Source organism: Mycobacterium lacus, assembly GCF_010731535.1.
Taxonomy (GTDB): Bacteria; Actinomycetota; Actinomycetes; order Mycobacteriales; family Mycobacteriaceae; genus Mycobacterium; species Mycobacterium lacus.
In genome coordinates this window covers 4,633,894-4,651,237 of record NZ_AP022581.1, presented here as the reverse complement: position 1 = coordinate 4,651,237, position 17,344 = coordinate 4,633,894, and the positions used below count along the sequence as shown (strand labels likewise).

The window sequence follows — 17,344 nt, the reverse complement described above, 5'->3', positions numbered from 1 at the left end:
TTCGCTGTAACAGGCAAATCGACAACCCCTCCGCACGCCGGTTCGCGGCGGCCATGCTGCCGACAACGGGGCGACTCCCGACGCGCCGCTGGCCATACCAACCGCTTAACCAGGTTTGCTGTGATTGCGGCCGCTGGCCCACCACCACCATCGGCGAAGTAGCCGACGGCCGTCACACCGGCACCATGGCGCGCGATATGGCGTGGCAGCAATGCCGCCGGAATCGCCCATTCGTGCGTCGGCGGTGTGGCGAAAACGTCACGGCGACACCGCCGGTGGAGTTTGCACAATCCTAATAGGAGTCTAAAAGCGGCGCCGGGGAGGCGCGGCTCGGACCTGGGCGAAGGCGCTGCGGCACAACCCCCGCTCGTCGGGCTGGCCGGTGCCCGATACTGGTCCATGTCCATCCATGTCCGACGGCGGCGGTCGGACCCGCGGCGACGGTCGGTCGCCTGTTCTCCGAGGAGCCCATGAGCGAGCGTGACGAATTCCTGCGGGACCGAGTGCGGCCCGTCCACCCCGACGCCCCTCGCCCGCACCCGCCGCGCGTGCCGACAGCCCCGCCACGCCCACAGCCGGACTTGCCACCGCCGGCGGCGGCGCCCCTTCCCCCGCCGCGGTCCGCGGCCGTACCCGCACCCGGTCCCTGGGCCGGCCCCGCCGTCGCACCAGCACGCCCGCGCCGGCAACCACTCGCCGATCGTGGTTGGCGACGCATCCTCGGCGTGGCCACCCTAAGCCTCGTCAAGCTGGGTCCGTCCGCCGCGCAACGCCAGCGTGCCCAGCTCGAAGCAGCCATGCGGACCGTCCTGCACGGCACCCACAAGGTCGGCGTGCTGGGCAAGGGCGGTGTCGGAAAGACATCGATCGCCGCCAGCGTCGGATCGATCATTGCCGAACTGCGCCAGCAGGACCGCGTGGTGGCGATCGACGCCGACACCGCGTTCGGGCGGCTGAGCAGCCGAATCGATCCTCGGGCAACCGGCTCGTTCTGGGAGCTGACCGCCGATAAGAACCTGCGGTCCTTCGCCGATGTGACGGCGCGCGTGGGCCGCAACGCCGCCGGGCTCTACGTCCTGGGTGGCGAGCCGGTGTCCGGCCCACGCCGGGTGCTCGATCCGGCGATCTACCGCGAAGCCGCGTCACGGCTGGATCGCCATTTCACGATCTCGGTCATCGACTGCGGGTCGACGATGGACGCAGCGGTCACCCAGGAAGTCCTACGCGATCTCGACGCGCTGATCGTGGTGTCCTCGCCATGGGCGGATGGCGCCTCGGCTGCCGCCAGGACCATGGAGTGGCTGGCTGATCGCCGCCTGACGGATTTGTTGCAGCGCAGCGTCGTGGTGCTCAACGATTCCGACGGACACGCCGACAAGCGCACGCGAACGTTGCTGGCCCGCGAGTTCATCGATCACGGACAACGGGTGATCGAGGTGCCATTCGATCCACATCTACGGCCCGGCGGGGTTATCGATGTGAGCCACGAGATGGCCTCGGCGACACGGCTCAAGTTCTTGCAGATCGCGGCCACGATCATCGGATACTTCGCCTCGCGGCCCCACCGATTCGCGCTAACCGCGCTCCGCGGCCCGCTTCAGACCGGCGCTTTCCATTTCGACGTATGAGCGGATCCGGGACCCCGCGACCAGGCTCACCAACCACGCCAACGGGCCGGTCGCGACGAACTCCAGGGTGGTCCGCACGCCATCCCCGGCTGCGTCGATCCGATGCACCGCCTCCAGAGAAAGCCCCGGTTGCTTTGCCGCCCAGGTGAATTCGCGCATCGGCTCGAGTTTGGTGACCGTCCACACCATTGGTCGACCTTTCGGCTGGGTCACCCGGGATGGGCTGCCCACCGCCAGCGGACCCTCATCCAGACGCGTAATCTCCCGCATCGAGTTCGTCCAGGTCGGCCAGCCTGCTACGTCAACTAGCAGCTCCCACACTCGGGCGGCGGGTGCGTGAACGCTTTCCTCGAGCACGTATCGCATGTGCCCCTCCATCGAGATCCTTGAGACGATCACCCGCACTCAACCTTAAGAGCGTCCGGGACAGGGCCGCGGCCCGCGCCGAGGGGTCTGCGGTCGCCAGGATCTTGCTGATCAGCCGGTCGTGGATCGTCAGCACGACGTCGGCGGATAGTCGCCGGTCGGCGCAGGCCAGCACAACCGGTTGCCGTTCCCCAGACCGTCGGGTCCAGAACGTTGGTCAAGGCAGCAATGTGGCCGTTGGCGCAACGCCGAGTAAGCTCGCCCAGTTCTGCGGGTGTTGCCCACCGAAGTGCCGGTCGGTGTGGCGTTCGCGACGCGCTCCGGACGGGTGCGTGACGGAACGCCCGGCGAATTCGGGGCATTGGCCGGGCAAGTCGCCGTATTCCGATTCGAACCGCTGCCGGTCCCGGTAGCGCGCCGAACGCGAACAGCGCGAGAAACCTCGGAGATTTCTCGCGCTGTTTGCACGCCGGCCGGTCGCACCCGAAAGCGGAAACCGTATGCCGGACCCACTGCCGCCCCACCGCAGACCCCTCGTTTCAGCGGCTAAAGCGGCACGGGTTAGGCCGATTGGGCGGCCACGCGGCGTTCGCGAACGGGGTACCCGTTGCGCTCGGCCAGCGAGCGCAGTTGACCCAATGCGAACGCCCGCGCCCGGCCCGACTCAGGTATCACCACACCTGCCCACAGCCCCTCCGCATTCGGCGACTCGACCGCGTCTCGGGCACACATCCACCGGCGCGGGCAAGCCCGGCACAGCGTCTTGGCCTCGTCGTCGGGAGTCTCCGTCCAACGATCGGGGTCTTGCGTGCAAACGCCCAGCGGGACCTCGTACAGAGTCGTTGCGTTCATATCGTTACGTTCCTCCAGAAAGCGTTGCAGGTTCGTGACCTCTGCGAAGAAGGGTATAGCACGAACCGTTGCAGTGCAACAGTTAGATTGCTCCGGCTGTCCCCCACAGCGCTACGGCTTCGGTCCGCGGTGGCTCAGTCTACTGCGCTTTCCCCCGACTACCAGTGCTTATATGCTGTAAGTCAGCTGTGTATCGTCGCGGCCGGTGCCGCGCCCCGGAGGTTCGAACCGTTGGACTGCCGCATTTAGCGCTTGCGTTAGTGCTAGGCCGGGGTACGATAAACCGTAGCGCTACCCCGGTTTCACCCCGATACCGCCGATTAGCGGACCGCTGCGGACCCGGATCTCCAAACGTAGCGAAGGTATAGCATTAGATGGGTGCAACGGTTAGGATGATGGACGGCGCAAGGCGAGCACCGCTGCCCGTCCTCATGTTCGCGAGCGAGGAATCCACGCAGATGTCCAAAGCCGAGTCGAGTGCCGATCCAGCCCCGCTGGTCGTGCACGGCGGCGACGCATCGCATGCGATCGATAGACGGTGGCGGGTCGTTGACAGCAGCCCGAGCGGTAAGTTCGTCGACGGACGACGCACAAGCGCTGTGACCGTCAGCGAAAAGCCGATTGTCCGGTTCGGCGATCCCACTGGAGGCAAGGCGTTGACCTTCGAAATCGTCAGGCCATCGAGTTCGCCTGAACCGCGCCCCACTGAACAACAAGAACAACTACCGGCGGAAGGCTCCGGCGAGTCCCCCTCCAGCGAGCCTGACCCCGGCGTGGTGCGCGCCGGGGCGGCCGCCGCGGCGCGCCGTCGTGAGCTCGACATCAGTCAGCGCAGCCTGGCAGCCGACGGAATCATCAATGCGGGCGCGCTCATCGCCTTCGAAAAGGGCCGCAGTTGGCCCCGCGAACGAACCCGGGCCAAGCTCGAAGAAGTACTGCAGTGGCCCGTCGGGACCATCGCGCGCATCCGCCGCGGTGAGGCCCTCATACCCCAAGAAGCCCCCCAAGGAGCCCCCCAAGCGGTTCCCCACGCCAACCCTCCGACAAACCCCGAGGCGGCCCCGGACACACCACCTGCCCCCGACGGCCCGGCGTCGTTGATCGCGCAGGCGGTGGCGGCCGCTGTCGATACCTGCAGCCTGGCCATCGCCGCATTGCCGCCGCCCGAGGATGGGGAGTTCACCGAGCGGGCGGCGCCAATCCTGGCCGATTTGCGTCAACTCGAGGGGATCGCGGTACAAGCGACCCGCATCAGCCGGATTACTCCGGAACTGATCAAAGCGCTGGGCGCGGTGCGCCGCCACCACGACGAATTAATGAGGCTCGGAGCAACCGCCCCGGGTGCAACGCTGGCGCAGCGCTTATATGCCGCTCGCCGGCGGGCGAACCTTTCCGCCGCCGAGACTGCACAAGCGGCCGGAGTGACAGAAGAAATGATCGTCCGCGCGGAAGCCGAGGAAGCTTTACCCGCGACCGCCACCGAAGCGATCGAAGCGCTTATCAGTCAGATCAATTGAAGTCGACTCCGGGCGCCGTCACCCGCTGAAGCGCTCGGATCATCCGGTTCGGGGAACGTTTACGTTGCCCCGGTGTTTGCTGCGCAACCGGTCGTCCGCATGCGAAAAGGCCCGCCTCCCCGGAAAATTCGTGCACCGAGGCCCCTAGAAGCGCTGCTAAGCTCAACGTGCGGAGCAAAGGTGCACATTAAAAGGACAAGTGCACGAGAACAGCGAGTGTGAGGAACCAGGTAAATGAAGGGCAGCGATCTCTGCAAGAACACGAGTAACTTTATTTGGGGCCAGTTGCTCTTGCTCGGAGAGGGCATCCCCGACCCGGGCGACGTCTTCAACACCGGCTCGTCGCTGTTCAAGCAAATCAGCGACAAGATGGGACTGGCCATTCCGGGCACCAACTGGATCGGCCAAGCCGCGGACGCATATTTGAACCAGAACATCGCCCAGCAACTTCGCGCCAAGGTGATGGGTGACCTCGACCATTTGACCGGCAACATGATTTCAAATCAGGCCAAATACGTGTCGAACACGCGCGACGTCCTGCGGGCGATGAAGAAGATGATCGACGGTGTCTACAAAGTTTGCAAAGGCCTCGAAAAGGTCCCCCTGCTCGGCTGGCTGTGGTCGTGGGAGCTCGCACTGCCCATGTCCGGCCTTGCGATGGCGGTCGTCGGTGGTGCACTGCTCTATCTGACGATCATGACGCTGATGAACGTGACCAACCTGAAGGGCCTTCTCGGCAGGCTGCTCGAGATGTTGACGACGCTGCCCAAGTTCCCGGGCCTGCCCATCCCCGACATCCCTGGCATCATCGACGACCTCTGGCCGCCCAAGTTGCCCGACATCCCGATCCCCGGCATACCCGACATCCCGGGCCTGCCGGACTTCAAGTGGCCGCCGGAAGTCGGCATCCCCGACTTCCAACTACCCATCCCGGGCCTGCCCGAGTTCGAGTGGCCGACCATCCCGGGCTTCCCCGACTTCAACTTGCCCGACCTCGGGGGGCTCATCCCCGGGTTCCCCCCGTTGCCCGGGCTGCCCACCATTCCCAACGTGTTCCCCGGCTTCCCCAGCCTGGGCGACCTGATTCCGGGCTTCGGCGGCAACTTGGGCAAGCTGCCCACCTGGACCGAGCTGGCCGCGTTGCCCGACTTTTTGGGTGGCTTCGCCGGGTTGCCCAGCCTGAGCTTCGCCGACCTGGCCGGCTTCGCCCAGCTGCCCAGCGTGGGTTCAATAACTGCGACCATCGGTCAGCTGCAACATCTCGCCGCCGCCGGCGGCGGGCCGACCCAGTTGGGCAGCATGGCGGGCCAACAGGCACAGATGATCTCCTCGCAGGCTCAACAAGGAGGTCAGCAACAGCAGGCCACCCTGGTGAGCGACGAGAAGAAGGAAGACGAGGAGGGCGCGGCCGCGGCCGAAGCCGGTGCCGAGCGCGCACCTATCGATGCCGGAACCCGTGGTGACCAGAGGCGGGAGGGCACCGTCCTTTAGATCGGGCCATCGAGGGATCGGGCCACCGACGCCCTTGGCAAACCGAAGCCATAGCAAGCCAAAGCTATAGCGAGTAAAAAGTTAAGCGTAGAGGAGGGTCTACCCCATGACAGGAGTTCTCAACGTCGTACCTTCGTTCCTGAAGGTGCTGGCGGGCATGCACAACGAGATCGCGGGCCAGCTGAAAACGGCGACCTCGTCGGTCTCGGGGATCAGTCAGCGCGTCGCGATCACCCACGGTTCGTTCACCTCGAAATTCAACGACACCCTGCAGGAATTCGAGACGACCCGCAACAGCACGGGCGTAGGCCTGCAGGGGGTGACCAACGGACTGGCCAATAATCTCCTTTCGGCCGCCAGCGCCTACCTCAGCTCCGACCAAGGCTTGGCCGGTGTGATCGACAAGATCTTCGGCTGACCATGTCCGGTCCGCTCGCTACCGGTCGCGCGGGCCTCGTCGACGACGTCGTCGGCGTCGAGGTGACCATCGACGGCATGTTGGTGATCGCCGATCGGTTGCACCTGGTCGACTTCCCCGTAACGCTGGGGATCCGGCTGAACATCCCGCAGGAGGACCTGCGCGACATCGTCTGGGACCAGGTGCGGCGTGACCTCACCGCCCAGGGCGTGCTCGACCACAATGGCCAACCCCACCCAGCGGTTGCGGCGATGGTCGACACGCTCAGCAGGCCGGACCGGACTCTTGAGGCTCGATGGTGGCGACGCGATATTGGCGGCGTCATGGTGCGTTTTGTGGTGTGCCGCAAGGGCGATGACCACGTCGTCGCCGCGCGCGACGGCGACATGCTGGTGCTGCAGCGGGTGGCTCCTCAGGTCGGTCTGGCGGGCATGGTGACAATCGTGCTGGGGCCCGCCGAACCCGCCAACGTCGAACCGCTGACGGGCGTCGCGAGCGAATTGGCCGAGTGCACCACCGCGGCGCAACTGTCCCGGCATGGCGTCGCGCCAAACACGGCCCGCATCTATGCGGAGATCGTGAGCAACCCGACCGGCTGGGTGGAGATCGTCGCGAGCCAGCGTCACCCCGGTGGCACCACGACGCACACCCAGGCGGCCGCGGGTGTTCTCGACTCCGCGCGCGGCAGGCTGGTTTCGCTGCCCCGCCGGGTCGGCGGCGAGCTGTACGGAAGCTTCCTTCCCGGCACGCAGCAAAATCTGCAGCGCGCACTCGATAGCCTGATGGAGCTGCTCCCAGCGGGCTCCTGGTTAGACCGCGCCTCAGATCACGCCCAAGCCTCCGCCCGAGGCTGATTTCTTAATCTCCGCCCACGAGTTCAGAAAGGGATCCAATAGTGGACCTGCCCGGGAACAACTACGACAGCGACGATCTCGGCGCCCTCGATTTCTCCGGCGGCGGTGACGAGGAGTCGTCCATAGGCGCCTTCGACGATTATGCGCCGGCCGGGGCCACGGAGACCGAAGTCGCCGGAGCCGAGCTGGACGCCCTCCACGGGCTCACCGAGAAGGAGGAAGAGCCCGAGCTGGAGATGTACACGGTGACCAACCCGCAAGGGTCCGTGTCGGTGACGGCGCTGATGGGCGGCATCATCCAGCGCATCACGGTGACGGACAAGGCGTCGAGCATGACCGAATCGGGGCTCGCGGACGAGATATTCGTGATTGCGGACCTGGCCCGGCAAAAGGCGCGGGCCGCCCAGCACACCTTCATGTTCGAGAACATGAGCGAAATGACGGGCGAGGGTCCGGAAGAAAGCGCCCTCCTGCGTGAATTCGTGGGTATGACCCTGAACTTGCCGACGCCGGAAGAGGCCGCCGCGGCCGAGGCCGAGGTGTTCGCGACCCGTTACGACGTTGACTACACGTCCCGGTACGACGGTGATAAATGACTGATCGCCTGGCCGGTTTGTTCGAGAGTGCCGTCGGCATGTTGCCATTGTCGGAGGCGCGCTCCTTAGATCTGTTCACCGAGATTACAAATTACGACGAGTCGGCCTGCGACGCATGGGTTGGCCGGATCCGGTGCGGCGACACCGACCGGGTGACCCTGTTCCGCGCCTGGTATTCGCGACGCAACTTCGGGCAGTTGGCGGGTTCCGCCCAAATCTCGATGAGCACACTGAACGCCCGGGTTCCCATCGGCGGCCTGTACGGCGACATCACCTACCCCGTCACCTCGCCGCTCGCGATCACCATGGGTTTCGCCGCATGTGAAGCCGCGCAGGGCAATTACGCCGACGCGATGGAGGCCATCGAGGCGAGCTCGGTCACCGGTTCCGAGCACCTGGTGTCATGGATCAAGGCGGTGATCTACGGCGCGGCCGAACGCTGGACCGACGTCATCGAGGAAGTCAAGGGCGCCGCGAAATGGCCGGACAAGTTTTTGGCCGGCGCCGCCGGCGTCGCGCACGGGGTGGCCGCGGCCAACCTTGGCTTGTTCACCGAAGCCGAACGCCGGCTCACCGAGGCGAACGACTCGCCGGCCGGTGAGGCATGCGCGCGCGCCATCGCCTGGTACCTGGCGATGGCGCGGCGCAGCCAGGGTAACGAAGACGCCGCCGTGGCACTGCTGGAATGGTTGCAAACCACCCACCCGGATCCCAAAGTGTCTGCGGCACTGAAGAATTCGTCTTATCGGTTGAAGACGACCACCGCCGAACAGATCGCCTCCCGCTCGGATCCGTGGGATCCGGGCAGCGTGGTCACCGACAACTCCGGTCGCGAAAGGCTGTTGGCCGAAGCGCAAGCCGAGCTGGACCGCCAAATCGGGCTCACCCGGGTCAAGACACAAATCGAGCGCTACCGGGCCGCCACCATGTTGGCCAGGGTCCGCGCCGCCAAAGGGATGAAAGTCGCCCAGCCCAGCAAGCACATGATCTTCACCGGTCCGCCCGGCACCGGCAAGACCACGATCGCGCGGGTGGTGGCCAACATCCTGGCCGGGTTGGGGGTCATCGCCGAGCCGAAGCTCGTCGAGACGTCGCGGAAAGACTTCGTCGCCGAGTACGAGGGCCAGTCGGCGGTCAAGACCACCAAGACCATCGACAATGCCCTCGACGGCGTGCTGTTCATCGACGAGGCCTATGCGCTGGTCCAGGAACGAGACGGGCGCACCGATCCGTTCGGGCAGGAGGCGATGGACACCCTGCTGGCCCGGATGGAAAACGATCGTGACCGGCTGGTGGTGATCATCGCCGGCTACCCCAACGACATCGATCGGCTGCTGGAGACCAACGAGGGCCTGCGCTCGCGATTCGCCACCCGCATCGAGTTCGACACCTATTCCCCCGAGGAGCTGCTGGAGATCGCGAAAGTCATTGCCGCTGCCAACGACTCGACGTTGAGCACCGCGGCCGCCGACGAGTTCCTGCGGGCCGCCAAGACGCTGCACGATCGCATGCTGCGCGGCCGACCCGCCCTCGACATCGCCGGAAACGGCCGCTACGCGCGACAATTGGTCGAGGCCGCCGAGCAGTCCCGCGACATGCGCCTGGCGCAGGGCCTCGACATCGAGGCTCTCGACGTGGACCGACTGCAGGAGATCAACGGCGCGGACATGGCCGAGGCGATCGCCGCGGTGCATGCACACCTGAACATGAGAGAGTGAAACATGGGGTTCCGCCTGACCACCAAGGTTCAGGTTAGCGGCTGGCGCTTCCTGCTTCGCCGACTCGAGCACGCCATCGTGCGGCGCGACACCCGCATGTTCGACGATCCGCTGCAGTTCTACAGCCGCTCGGTCGGGCTTGGCATCGTCATCGCGGTCCTGATATTGGTAGGCGCCCTGCTCCTGGCGTACTTCAAACCCCAGGGGAAGCTCGGCGGCACCAGCCTTCTCACCGATCGCGCCACCAACCAGCTTTATGTGATCCTCTCGGGGCAGCTGCATCCCGTCTACAACCTGACCTCGGCGCGGCTGGTGCTGGGTAATCCGGCCAGCCCCGCGGCCGTGAAGTCTTCCGAATTGACCCGGCTGCCCCTGGGGCAGACCATCGGAATCCCCGGCGCCCCGTACGCCACGCCCGTGTCGGGGGGCAGCACGTCGATCTGGACCCTGTGCGACACCGTCATCAGGGCCGAAACCACCAATCCCGCGGTGCAGACGGCGATATTGGCGATGCCGTTGCAGATCGATGCCTCGATCGATCCGATCCAGCCGAACGAGGCACTGCTCGCGTCCTACGAGGGCCAACAATGGATCGTCACGACTCAGGGGCGCCATGCCATCGATCTGGCCGATCGGGCCCTCACCTCGTCGATGGGAATACCCGTCACCGCCAAGGCGACCCCGATTTCCGAGGGCATGTTCAACGCGCTGCCCGACCAGGGGGCCTGGCAGCTGCCGCCGATACCCGCCGCGGGCTCACCTAACTCCCTTGGCTTACCCGAAGATCTTGTGATCGGGTCGGTATTCCAGATCCACACCGACAAAGGCCCGCGATATTTCGTGGTGCTGCCCGACGGCATCGCGCAGGTCAACGCCACCACCGCCGCGGCGTTGCGGGCCACCCAGTCGCACGGGCTGGTCGCTCCTCCCGCGGTGGTGCCCAGCCTGGTCGTCAGAATCCCCGAACGGGTCTACGCCTCACCGCTGCCCGACGAACCGCTCAAGATCCTCAACCGGTCGGACGACCCCACACTGTGCTGGATGTGGGAGCGCGGGGCCGGCGATCAAACACCGAGGACAACGGTGCTCGCCGGCCGGCATCTCCCGATTCAGCCATCCCAGATGAGCACCGGTATCAAGCAAATCCGGGGCGGGGCCACCGTTTTCATCGACGGCGGCAAGTTCGTGTCGCTCCAGTCCCCGGATCCCCGATACGGCGAATCGATGTACTACGTCGACCCGCAGGGTGCGCGGTACGGGATACCGGACGCCGAGACGGCGAAGGCGCTGGGCCTAAGTTCACCGAAGACCGCGCCCTGGGAGATCGTCCGGCTCCTGGTTGACGGCCCGGTGCTGTCCAAGGACGCCGCCCTGTTAGAGCACGACACGCTCCCCGCGGACCCAAGCCCCCGAAAGTTACCCGCCGGATCCCCCGGAGCACCCTCATGACAACGAAAAAGTTCACCCCGACGATCACCCGCGGCCCCCGACTGACCCCGGGCGAGATCAGCCTCACCCCGCCCGACGACCTCGGTATCGACATCCCGCCGTCGGGCGTCCAGAAGATCCTTCCTTACGTGATGGGCGGCGCCATGCTGGGCATGATCGCCATCATGATCGCCGGCGGCACCCGGCAGTTGTCGCCGTACATGCTGATGATGCCGCTGATGATGGTCGTGATGATGGTCGGCAGTTTGGCCGGCGGCACCGGTGGTGGCGGCAAGAAAGTGCCCGAAATCAACGCTGACCGTAAGGAGTACCTGCGCTATCTGGCCGGACTGCGCTCTCGAGTGACGACCTCGGCCAGCTCCCAGGTGGCGTTTTTCTCCTACCACGCACCCCATCCCGAAGATCTGCTGTCGATCGTCGGCACCCAACGACAGTGGTCCCGGCCTGCCAACAGCGACTTCTACGCGGCCACCCGCATCGGGATCGGTGACCAGCCCGCGGTGGACCGGTTGCTGAAGCCGGCGGTCGGCGGCGAACTGGCGGCCGCCAGCGCGGCGCCTCAGCCGTACCTGGAACCGGTCAGCCACATGTGGGTGGTCAAGTTCCTGCGCACCCACGGGCTGATCCATGACTGCCCGAAGCTGGTGCAGCTGCGCACATTTCCGACGATCGCGATCGGCGGCGACCGGGCCGGAGCCTGCGGCCTGTTGACCGCCATGATCTGCCACCTCGCGGTGTTTCATCCGCCGGACCTGCTGCAGATCCGGGTGCTCACTGAGGACCCCGACGACCCCGACTGGTCCTGGCTGAAATGGCTCCCACATGTCCAGCATCAGACGGAGACCGACGCCGCCGGGCCGACCCGGATGATCTTCACCCGCCCGGACAGCCTCGCCGATCTGGCCGCGCGCGGTCCGCACGCGCCCGACACGCTTCCCACCGGGCCCTACGTCGTCGTCGTAGACCTCACCGGCGGCAAGGCGGGATTCCCGCCCGACGGCAGGGCCGGTGTCACGGTGATCACGCTTGGCAACCACCGTGGCTCGGCTTACCGCATCCGTGTCGACGAGAACGGGACCGCCGACGACCGGCTACCGGGTCAATCGTTTCGCCTGGTGACATCGGTCGCCGACAACATGTCCCCGCACGAGGCCAACCGCCTTGCGCGAAAGCTGGCCGGGTGGTCCATCACCGGCACCATCCTCGACAAGACGCAACGGGTCCAGAAGAAGGTCGCCACCGAATGGCACCAGTTGGTCGGCGCCAAGAGCGTCGAGGAGATCACACCCAGCCGCTGGCGCATGTACACCGACACCGACCGTGACCGGCTCAAGATCCCCTTCGGTCACGAACTCAAGACCGGCAACGTCATGTACCTCGATATCAAGGAGGGCGCGGAATTCGGCGCCGGGCCGCACGGCATGCTCATCGGCACCACGGGGTCCGGTAAGTCCGAATTCCTGCGCACCCTGATCCTGTCCTTGGTGGCCATGACCCACCCGGATCAGGTGAACCTGCTGCTGACCGACTTCAAGGGTGGCTCGACATTCCTTGGGATGGAAAAGCTTCCGCACACCGCGGCCGTGGTCACCAACATGGCCGAGGAGGCCGAACTCGTCAGCCGGATGGGTGAGGTGTTGACCGGCGAACTCGACCGTCGGCAGTCGATTCTGCGGCAGGCGGGGATGCAGGTCGGTGCGGCAGGCGCGCTTTCCGGTGTCGCCGAATACGAGAAGTACCGTGAGCGCGGTGCCGACCTCCCGCCGCTGCCGACTCTTTTCGTCGTCGTCGACGAGTTCGCCGAGCTGCTGCAAAGTCATCCGGACTTTATCGGGCTGTTCGACCGGATCTGCCGGGTGGGGCGGTCGCTGCGGGTGCATCTGTTGCTGGCCACCCAGTCGCTGCAAACCGGCGGTGTACGCATCGACAAGCTGGAGCCCAACCTCACCTACCGCATCGCGCTGCGCACCACCAGCTCGCACGAGTCGAAGGCGGTGATCGGAACTCCCGAGGCGCAGTACATCACCAACAAAGAAAGCGGTGTCGGGTTCCTCCGCGTCGGCATGGAGGACCCCGTCAAATTCAGCACGTTCTACATCAGCGGCCCGTATGTTCCGCCGACGGCGGGTGAAACCAACGGCGACGGCACCGCGGCCGGGCCGCAGATGGTCAAGCAATCGGTGCGAATCCGGAAGTTCACCGCGGCCCCGGTCATGGAGGTGGGGGCACCTCCCGCTAGCGGGGGAGCGTTGACATCATGACCCGCGCCGAACCGGAAGTGCGGACACTGCGTGAGGTGGTGCTCGATCAACTCAGCACCGCCGAATCGCGGGCATACAAGATGTGGCTGCCGCCGCTGGTCGATCCCACGCCACTCAACGAGCTCATAGCCCGCGACCGGCGCCAACCGCTGCGCTTCGCCCTGGGCATCATGGATGAGCCGCGGCGCCACCTCCAGGACGTCTGGGGCGTCGACGTTTCCGGGGCGGGCGGGAACATCGGTATCGGGGGCGCACCGCAGACCGGGAAGTCCACCCTGCTGCAGACGCTGGTGATGTCGGCCGCCGCCACCCACTCTGCGCGCAATGTCCAGTTCTATTGCATCGACCTCGGCGGCGGCGGTCTGATCTATCTGGAAAACCTGCCACACGTCGGCGGGGTGGCGAATCGGTCCGAGCCCGACAAGGTCGCCCGGGTGGTAGCGGAGATGCAAACCGTAATGCGGCAGCGAGAAACCACCTTCAAGGAACACCGGGTGGGCTCGATCGCGATGTATCGGCAACTGCGCGACAACCCGAACCAACCCGTCGCGGCCGACCCGTACGGCGATGTTTTTCTGATCATCGACGGGTGGCCGGCCTTCGTCAGTGAGTTTCCCGACCTCGAAGGGCAGGTCCAGGATCTGGCCGCGCAGGGGCTGTCGTTCGGCGTTCATGTCATAATCTCCACCCCGCGCTGGACGGAGCTGAAGTCGCGCGTCCGCGACTACCTCGGCACCAAGATCGAGTTCCGGCTCGGCGACGTCAACGAAACCCAGATCGACCGAATTGCGCGGGAGATCCCGGCGAACCGTCCGGGCCGGGCGGTGTCGACGGAAAAGCACCACCTGATGATCGGTGTGCCCCGGTTGGACGGCGTGCACGGCACTGACAACATGGTGGAAGCGATCACCGCGGGCGTGGCACAGATCGCGGCCCAGCACACCGACCAGGCGCCCCCGGTCAGGGTCCTGCCGGAACGCATACACCTGCACGAACTCGATCCCCACCCGCCGGGACCAGAATCCGACTACCGCACTCGCTGGGAGATACCGATCGGATTGCGGGAGACGGACCTAACGCCGGCTTTCTGCCACATGCACACGAACCCGCACCTGTTGATCTTCGGCGCGGCCAAATCGGGCAAGACGACCATTGCCCACGCCATTGCGCGCGCCATCTGCGCCCGCAACAGCCCCGAACAGGTGCGGTTTATGCTCGCGGACTACCGCTCGGGTCTTCTGGATGCGGTACCGGACAGCCATTTGCTGGCCGCGGGCGCGATCAACCGCAACAGCGCGTCGCTGGACGAGGCAGTTCAAGCCCTGGCGGTCAACTTGCGGAAACGCCTGCCCCCGACCGACCTGACGACGGCGCAGCTGCGCTCGCGTTCGTGGTGGAGCGGATTCGATGTCGTGCTACTGGTCGACGACTGGCACATGATCGTGGGCGCCGCGGGAGGCATGCCCCCGATGGCTCCGCTGGCACCGTTATTGCCGGCGGCGGCAGACATCGGGTTGCACATCATTGTCACCTGCCAGATGAGCCAGGCATACAAGGCAACGATGGACAAGTTCGTCGGCGCCGCATTCGGGTCGGGCGCTCCCACAATGTTCCTTTCCGGCGAGAAGCAGGAATTCCCGTCGAGCGAGTTCAAGGTCAAACGGAGGCCCCCTGGCCAGGCATTTCTGGTCTCACCGGACGGCAAAGAGGTCATACAGGCGCCCTACATCGAGCCTCCAGAAGAAGTGTTCGCAGCACCCCCAACCCCCGGTTAAGATTATTTCAATCGCGGCGAAGCAGGACCCGGGACCAGTAGTAAGGACCGTGGTAATCGGGGCCCATGGCGGTGCTCTTCGTCGGGTTTGTTTCCGGCCATAACCGAACGGTTTGTGTCTGGAACACAAATACAGGAGAAGAAGTAGGCAAATGGAAAAATTGTCACACGATCCGGCCGCTGCCGACATTGGCACGCAGGTGAGCGAAAACGCTCTTAGCGGTGCGGCGGCCGGCGCGGCGGCGATGACGTCGGTAAGCGGGCTCGCGCCCGCCGGGGCCGACGAGGTCTCGGCGCACGCGGCGAGGGCGTTCGCGTCGGAGGGCATCCAATTGCTGGCTTCGAATTCCTCGGCCCAAGGCGAGCTGCGGCAAGCTGGCGACGCGGTCCGGGAGATAGCCCACACCTACTCCGAAGTCGACGGCGGCGCGGCCGGCGCCTTCGTCTAAGAGTCCAGCCATACAGACACATCGACAGTCAGAGGGAGTGATCGCCATGCTGTGGCACGCAATGCCACCAGAGCTGAACACCGCACGGCTAATGGCCGGCGCGGGTCCGGCTCCGATGCTGGCGGCGGCCATGGGGTGGGAGGCGCTCGCGGCGGCCCTGGACGCTCAGGCGGTCGAGTTAACCGCGCGTCTGAACTCTCTTGGTGAGGCATGGACCGGAGGCAGCAGCGACAAGGCGATTGCAGCTGCCAAGCCGATGGTCACCTGGCTGCAGACCGCGTCGGCGCAGGCGAAAATACGCGCGACGCAAGCAACCGCACAGGCCGCCTCGTACACGCAGGCGATGGCGACCACGCCGTCGCTGCCTGAGATCTTCGCCAACCACATCACACATGCAGTCCTTACCGCCACCAACTTCTTCGGCATCAACACCGTGCCGATTGCCTTCAACGAGATGGACTACTTCATCCGGATGTGGAACCAGGCCGCCCTGGCGATGGACGTCTACCAGGCGGAGACGACCGTCAACACGCTCTTCGAACAGGTCGAGCCGATGACGGCGATCCTTGACCCCGGGATGAGCCAGAGCGCGACGTCGAGCCCGATGATGGGGATGGTATCCCAGGTCACCGGTGTGACTCCGGGCCAGCTGCAGGCGACAGCCGGGCAGGTTGCGGAGTTGAGCGCCCCGATGCAGCAGCTGACCCAACCGATGCAACAGGTGACATCGCTGTTCAGTCAGATGGGCAGCACGGGCGGCTCCAGCAGCGGGCTCGGTGATGACGAAGGTGCGCAGATGGGCCTGCTCGGTGCCAGTCCACTCTCCAACCACCCGTTGGCGGGTGGATCGGGTCCGAGCACGGGCGCGGGACTGCTGCGGGCGGAATCGCTGCCCGGTGCAGGTGGGACGCTGGCCCGCACGCCGCTGATGACCGGGCTGCTCGATAAGCCCGCTACTCCCGCGATGGTGCCCGCGGCGGCCGCGGGATCGTCGGCGACGAGTGGCGCCGCCCCGGTCGGCGCGGGCGCGATGGGTCAGGGTGCAGGGTCAGGGGGCTCCACCAGGCCAGGGCTGGCGGCACCGGCCCAGCTCACCCAGGAACGCGACGAGCACGACGAAGAAGACTGGGACGACGAGGACGACTGGTGATCGTCTCCAGTGAGAACAGACTTCCCGGCCACCCGGGCCGGAAGACTTGCCAATATTTGGCGAGGAATAGAAAGAGAGAAAGTAGTCCAGCATGGCAGAGATGAAGACCGATGCCGCTACCCTCGCGCAGGAGGCAGGTAACTTCGAGCGGATCTCCGGCGACCTGAAGACCCAGATCGACCAGGTTGAGTCGACAGCGGCGTCGCTGCAGGGTCAGTGGCGGGGTGCGGCAGGCACGGCCGCCCAGGCCGCGGTGGTGCGCTTCCAAGAGGCGGCCAACAAGCAGAAGCAGGAACTCGACGAAATTTCCACGAATATTCGTCAGGCCGGCGTCCAATACTCGAAGGCCGACGAGGAGCAGCAGCAGGCGCTGTCCTCGCAAATGGGCTTCTAATCCCCCAAATACCAAAAAGAAACGGAGCAAAAACATGACAGAACAGCAGTGGAATTTCGCGGGCATTGAAGCCGCGGCTAGTGCAATCCAGGGAAATGTTACGAGCATCCATTCCCTTCTCGACGAGGGAAAGCAGTCCCTGACCAAGCTCGCGGCGGCCTGGGGCGGTAGCGGTTCGGACGCCTACCAGGGCGTTCAGCAGAAGTGGGACGCCACCGCTCAGGAGCTGAACAACGCGTTGCAGAACCTGGCTCGGACGATCAGCGAGGCCGGTCAGGCGATGGCCTCGACCGAAGGCAACGTGACGGGGATGTTCGCGTAAGCCATCCCTTAGGTTCGCGTAGAATACCAAAGCACGAGATCGGGCGAGTTCAATCCCTCGGGGGATCTCGCCCCTTCTCGTGTTTTGTTCTATGGACGAACTTCT

16 protein-coding genes and 1 pseudogene are annotated in these 17,344 nt (G+C 65.5%); 15 read left to right on the top strand and 2 right to left on the bottom strand.

Annotation, left to right across the window (positions count from 1 at the left end):
• The first annotated feature begins 470 nt into the window (after positions 1 to 470).
• Positions 471 to 1,628, top strand: a complete 1,158-nt coding sequence (locus G6N24_RS21460) for a MinD/ParA family ATP-binding protein (RefSeq protein WP_179963450.1) — start codon at positions 471 to 473, stop codon at positions 1,626 to 1,628.
• Here G6N24_RS21460 and G6N24_RS21455 read toward each other — a convergent pair.
• Positions 1,575 to 2,027 carry an SRPBCC family protein gene (locus tag G6N24_RS21455; protein ID WP_232070632.1) on the bottom strand — a complete coding sequence of 151 codons (453 nt, stop codon included), beginning with the start codon at positions 2,025 to 2,027 and terminating at the stop codon, positions 1,575 to 1,577. The two genes, G6N24_RS21460 and G6N24_RS21455, sit on opposite strands and share 54 nt — an antisense overlap.
• 223 nt (positions 2,028 to 2,250) lie before the next feature.
• Here G6N24_RS21455 and G6N24_RS25120 point away from each other — a divergent pair.
• Positions 2,251 to 2,391 (top strand): annotated as a pseudogene (locus tag G6N24_RS25120) (deazaflavin-dependent nitroreductase); the annotation flags it as partial.
• Positions 2,392 to 2,555: 164 nt separating this feature from the next.
• On the opposite strand, the gene G6N24_RS21450 reads toward G6N24_RS25120, so the two are convergent.
• Positions 2,556 to 2,846, bottom strand: a complete 291-nt coding sequence (locus tag G6N24_RS21450) for a WhiB family transcriptional regulator (protein ID WP_085162681.1) — start codon at positions 2,844 to 2,846, stop codon at positions 2,556 to 2,558.
• A 458-nt stretch (positions 2,847 to 3,304) separates the two neighbouring features.
• Here G6N24_RS21450 and G6N24_RS21445 point away from each other — a divergent pair, with 458 nt between their 5' ends.
• From G6N24_RS21445 to esxA, 13 genes are all read left to right on the top strand, one after another.
• On the top strand, positions 3,305 to 4,363 hold the full coding sequence (locus G6N24_RS21445; RefSeq protein ID WP_085162735.1) for an FHA domain-containing protein: 1,059 nt from the start codon (positions 3,305 to 3,307) through the stop codon (positions 4,361 to 4,363).
• Between the two features lie 234 nt (positions 4,364 to 4,597).
• Entirely contained in the window at positions 4,598 to 5,854 is a 1,257-nt protein-coding gene (locus G6N24_RS21440) for an EspA/EspE family type VII secretion system effector (protein WP_085162680.1), read from the top strand.
• A 106-nt stretch (positions 5,855 to 5,960) separates the two neighbouring features.
• Complete coding sequence (locus G6N24_RS21435; protein WP_085162679.1) at positions 5,961 to 6,272, top strand: ESX-1 secretion-associated protein; 312 nt, start codon at positions 5,961 to 5,963, stop codon at positions 6,270 to 6,272.
• A 2-nt stretch (positions 6,273 to 6,274) separates the two neighbouring features.
• Positions 6,275 to 7,126, top strand: a complete 852-nt coding sequence (locus tag G6N24_RS21430; RefSeq protein ID WP_085162678.1) for an ESX secretion-associated protein EspG — start codon at positions 6,275 to 6,277, stop codon at positions 7,124 to 7,126.
• A gap of 41 nt (positions 7,127 to 7,167) precedes the next feature.
• Positions 7,168 to 7,722, top strand: coding sequence for a DUF2694 domain-containing protein (locus G6N24_RS21425; RefSeq protein WP_085162677.1), 555 nt, complete (start codon positions 7,168 to 7,170; stop codon positions 7,720 to 7,722).
• A complete protein-coding gene (eccA, locus tag G6N24_RS21420; RefSeq protein ID WP_163745595.1) occupies positions 7,719 to 9,440 on the top strand; it encodes a type VII secretion AAA-ATPase EccA in 1,722 nt (573 codons plus the stop codon). The genes G6N24_RS21425 and eccA overlap by 4 nt, the downstream gene beginning before the upstream one ends.
• Before the next feature lie 3 nt (positions 9,441 to 9,443).
• Entirely contained in the window at positions 9,444 to 10,889 is a 1,446-nt protein-coding gene (eccB, locus tag G6N24_RS21415) for a type VII secretion protein EccB (RefSeq protein WP_085162675.1), read from the top strand.
• Positions 10,886 to 13,150 carry a type VII secretion protein EccCa gene (gene eccCa / locus G6N24_RS21410; protein WP_085162674.1) on the top strand — a complete coding sequence of 755 codons (2,265 nt, stop codon included), beginning with the start codon at positions 10,886 to 10,888 and terminating at the stop codon, positions 13,148 to 13,150. Before eccB ends, eccCa begins: the two co-directional genes overlap by 4 nt.
• Positions 13,147 to 14,925: a type VII secretion system ESX-1 FtsK/SpoIIIE family ATPase EccCb1 gene (eccCb1, locus tag G6N24_RS21405; RefSeq protein WP_085162673.1), complete on the top strand. Its 1,779-nt coding sequence runs from the start codon at positions 13,147 to 13,149 to the stop codon at positions 14,923 to 14,925. The genes eccCa and eccCb1 overlap by 4 nt, the downstream gene beginning before the upstream one ends.
• A 151-nt stretch (positions 14,926 to 15,076) precedes the next feature.
• The gene (locus G6N24_RS21400) at positions 15,077 to 15,373 is read left to right on the top strand and encodes a PE family protein (RefSeq protein WP_085162672.1); all 297 of its coding nucleotides are present in this window, start codon (positions 15,077 to 15,079) and stop codon (positions 15,371 to 15,373) included.
• Between the two features lie 46 nt (positions 15,374 to 15,419).
• A complete protein-coding gene (locus tag G6N24_RS21395; protein ID WP_085162734.1) occupies positions 15,420 to 16,523 on the top strand; it encodes a PPE family protein in 1,104 nt (367 codons plus the stop codon).
• A 91-nt stretch (positions 16,524 to 16,614) separates the two neighbouring features.
• Complete coding sequence (gene esxB / locus G6N24_RS21390; protein ID WP_085162671.1) at positions 16,615 to 16,917, top strand: type VII secretion system ESX-1 WXG100 family target CFP-10; 303 nt, start codon at positions 16,615 to 16,617, stop codon at positions 16,915 to 16,917.
• Between the two features lie 34 nt (positions 16,918 to 16,951).
• Entirely contained in the window at positions 16,952 to 17,239 is a 288-nt protein-coding gene (gene esxA, locus G6N24_RS21385; protein WP_085162670.1) for a type VII secretion system ESX-1 WXG100 family target ESAT-6, read from the top strand.
• Positions 17,240 to 17,344: the final 105 nt, after the last annotated feature.

What these genes read in the sequence shown, in the direction of transcription:
- G6N24_RS21460 (WP_179963450.1), top strand. Translation starts at nt 471, where the DNA reads ATGAGCGAGCGTGACGAATTCCTGCGGGACCGAGTGCGGCCCGTCCAC.
- G6N24_RS21450 (WP_085162681.1), bottom strand. Translation starts at nt 2,846, where the DNA reads ATGAACGCAACGACTCTGTACGAGGTCCCGCTGGGCGTTTGCACGCAA.
- G6N24_RS21445 (WP_085162735.1), top strand. Translation starts at nt 3,305, where the DNA reads ATGTCCAAAGCCGAGTCGAGTGCCGATCCAGCCCCGCTGGTCGTGCAC.
- G6N24_RS21440 (WP_085162680.1), top strand. Translation starts at nt 4,598, where the DNA reads ATGAAGGGCAGCGATCTCTGCAAGAACACGAGTAACTTTATTTGGGGC.
- G6N24_RS21435 (WP_085162679.1), top strand. Translation starts at nt 5,961, where the DNA reads ATGACAGGAGTTCTCAACGTCGTACCTTCGTTCCTGAAGGTGCTGGCG.
- G6N24_RS21430 (WP_085162678.1), top strand. Translation starts at nt 6,275, where the DNA reads ATGTCCGGTCCGCTCGCTACCGGTCGCGCGGGCCTCGTCGACGACGTC.
- eccA (WP_163745595.1), top strand. Translation starts at nt 7,719, where the DNA reads ATGACTGATCGCCTGGCCGGTTTGTTCGAGAGTGCCGTCGGCATGTTG.
- eccB (WP_085162675.1), top strand. Translation starts at nt 9,444, where the DNA reads ATGGGGTTCCGCCTGACCACCAAGGTTCAGGTTAGCGGCTGGCGCTTC.
- eccCa (WP_085162674.1), top strand. Translation starts at nt 10,886, where the DNA reads ATGACAACGAAAAAGTTCACCCCGACGATCACCCGCGGCCCCCGACTG.
- eccCb1 (WP_085162673.1), top strand. Translation starts at nt 13,147, where the DNA reads ATGACCCGCGCCGAACCGGAAGTGCGGACACTGCGTGAGGTGGTGCTC.
- G6N24_RS21400 (WP_085162672.1), top strand. Translation starts at nt 15,077, where the DNA reads ATGGAAAAATTGTCACACGATCCGGCCGCTGCCGACATTGGCACGCAG.
- G6N24_RS21395 (WP_085162734.1), top strand. Translation starts at nt 15,420, where the DNA reads ATGCTGTGGCACGCAATGCCACCAGAGCTGAACACCGCACGGCTAATG.
- esxB (WP_085162671.1), top strand. Translation starts at nt 16,615, where the DNA reads ATGGCAGAGATGAAGACCGATGCCGCTACCCTCGCGCAGGAGGCAGGT.
- esxA (WP_085162670.1), top strand. Translation starts at nt 16,952, where the DNA reads ATGACAGAACAGCAGTGGAATTTCGCGGGCATTGAAGCCGCGGCTAGT.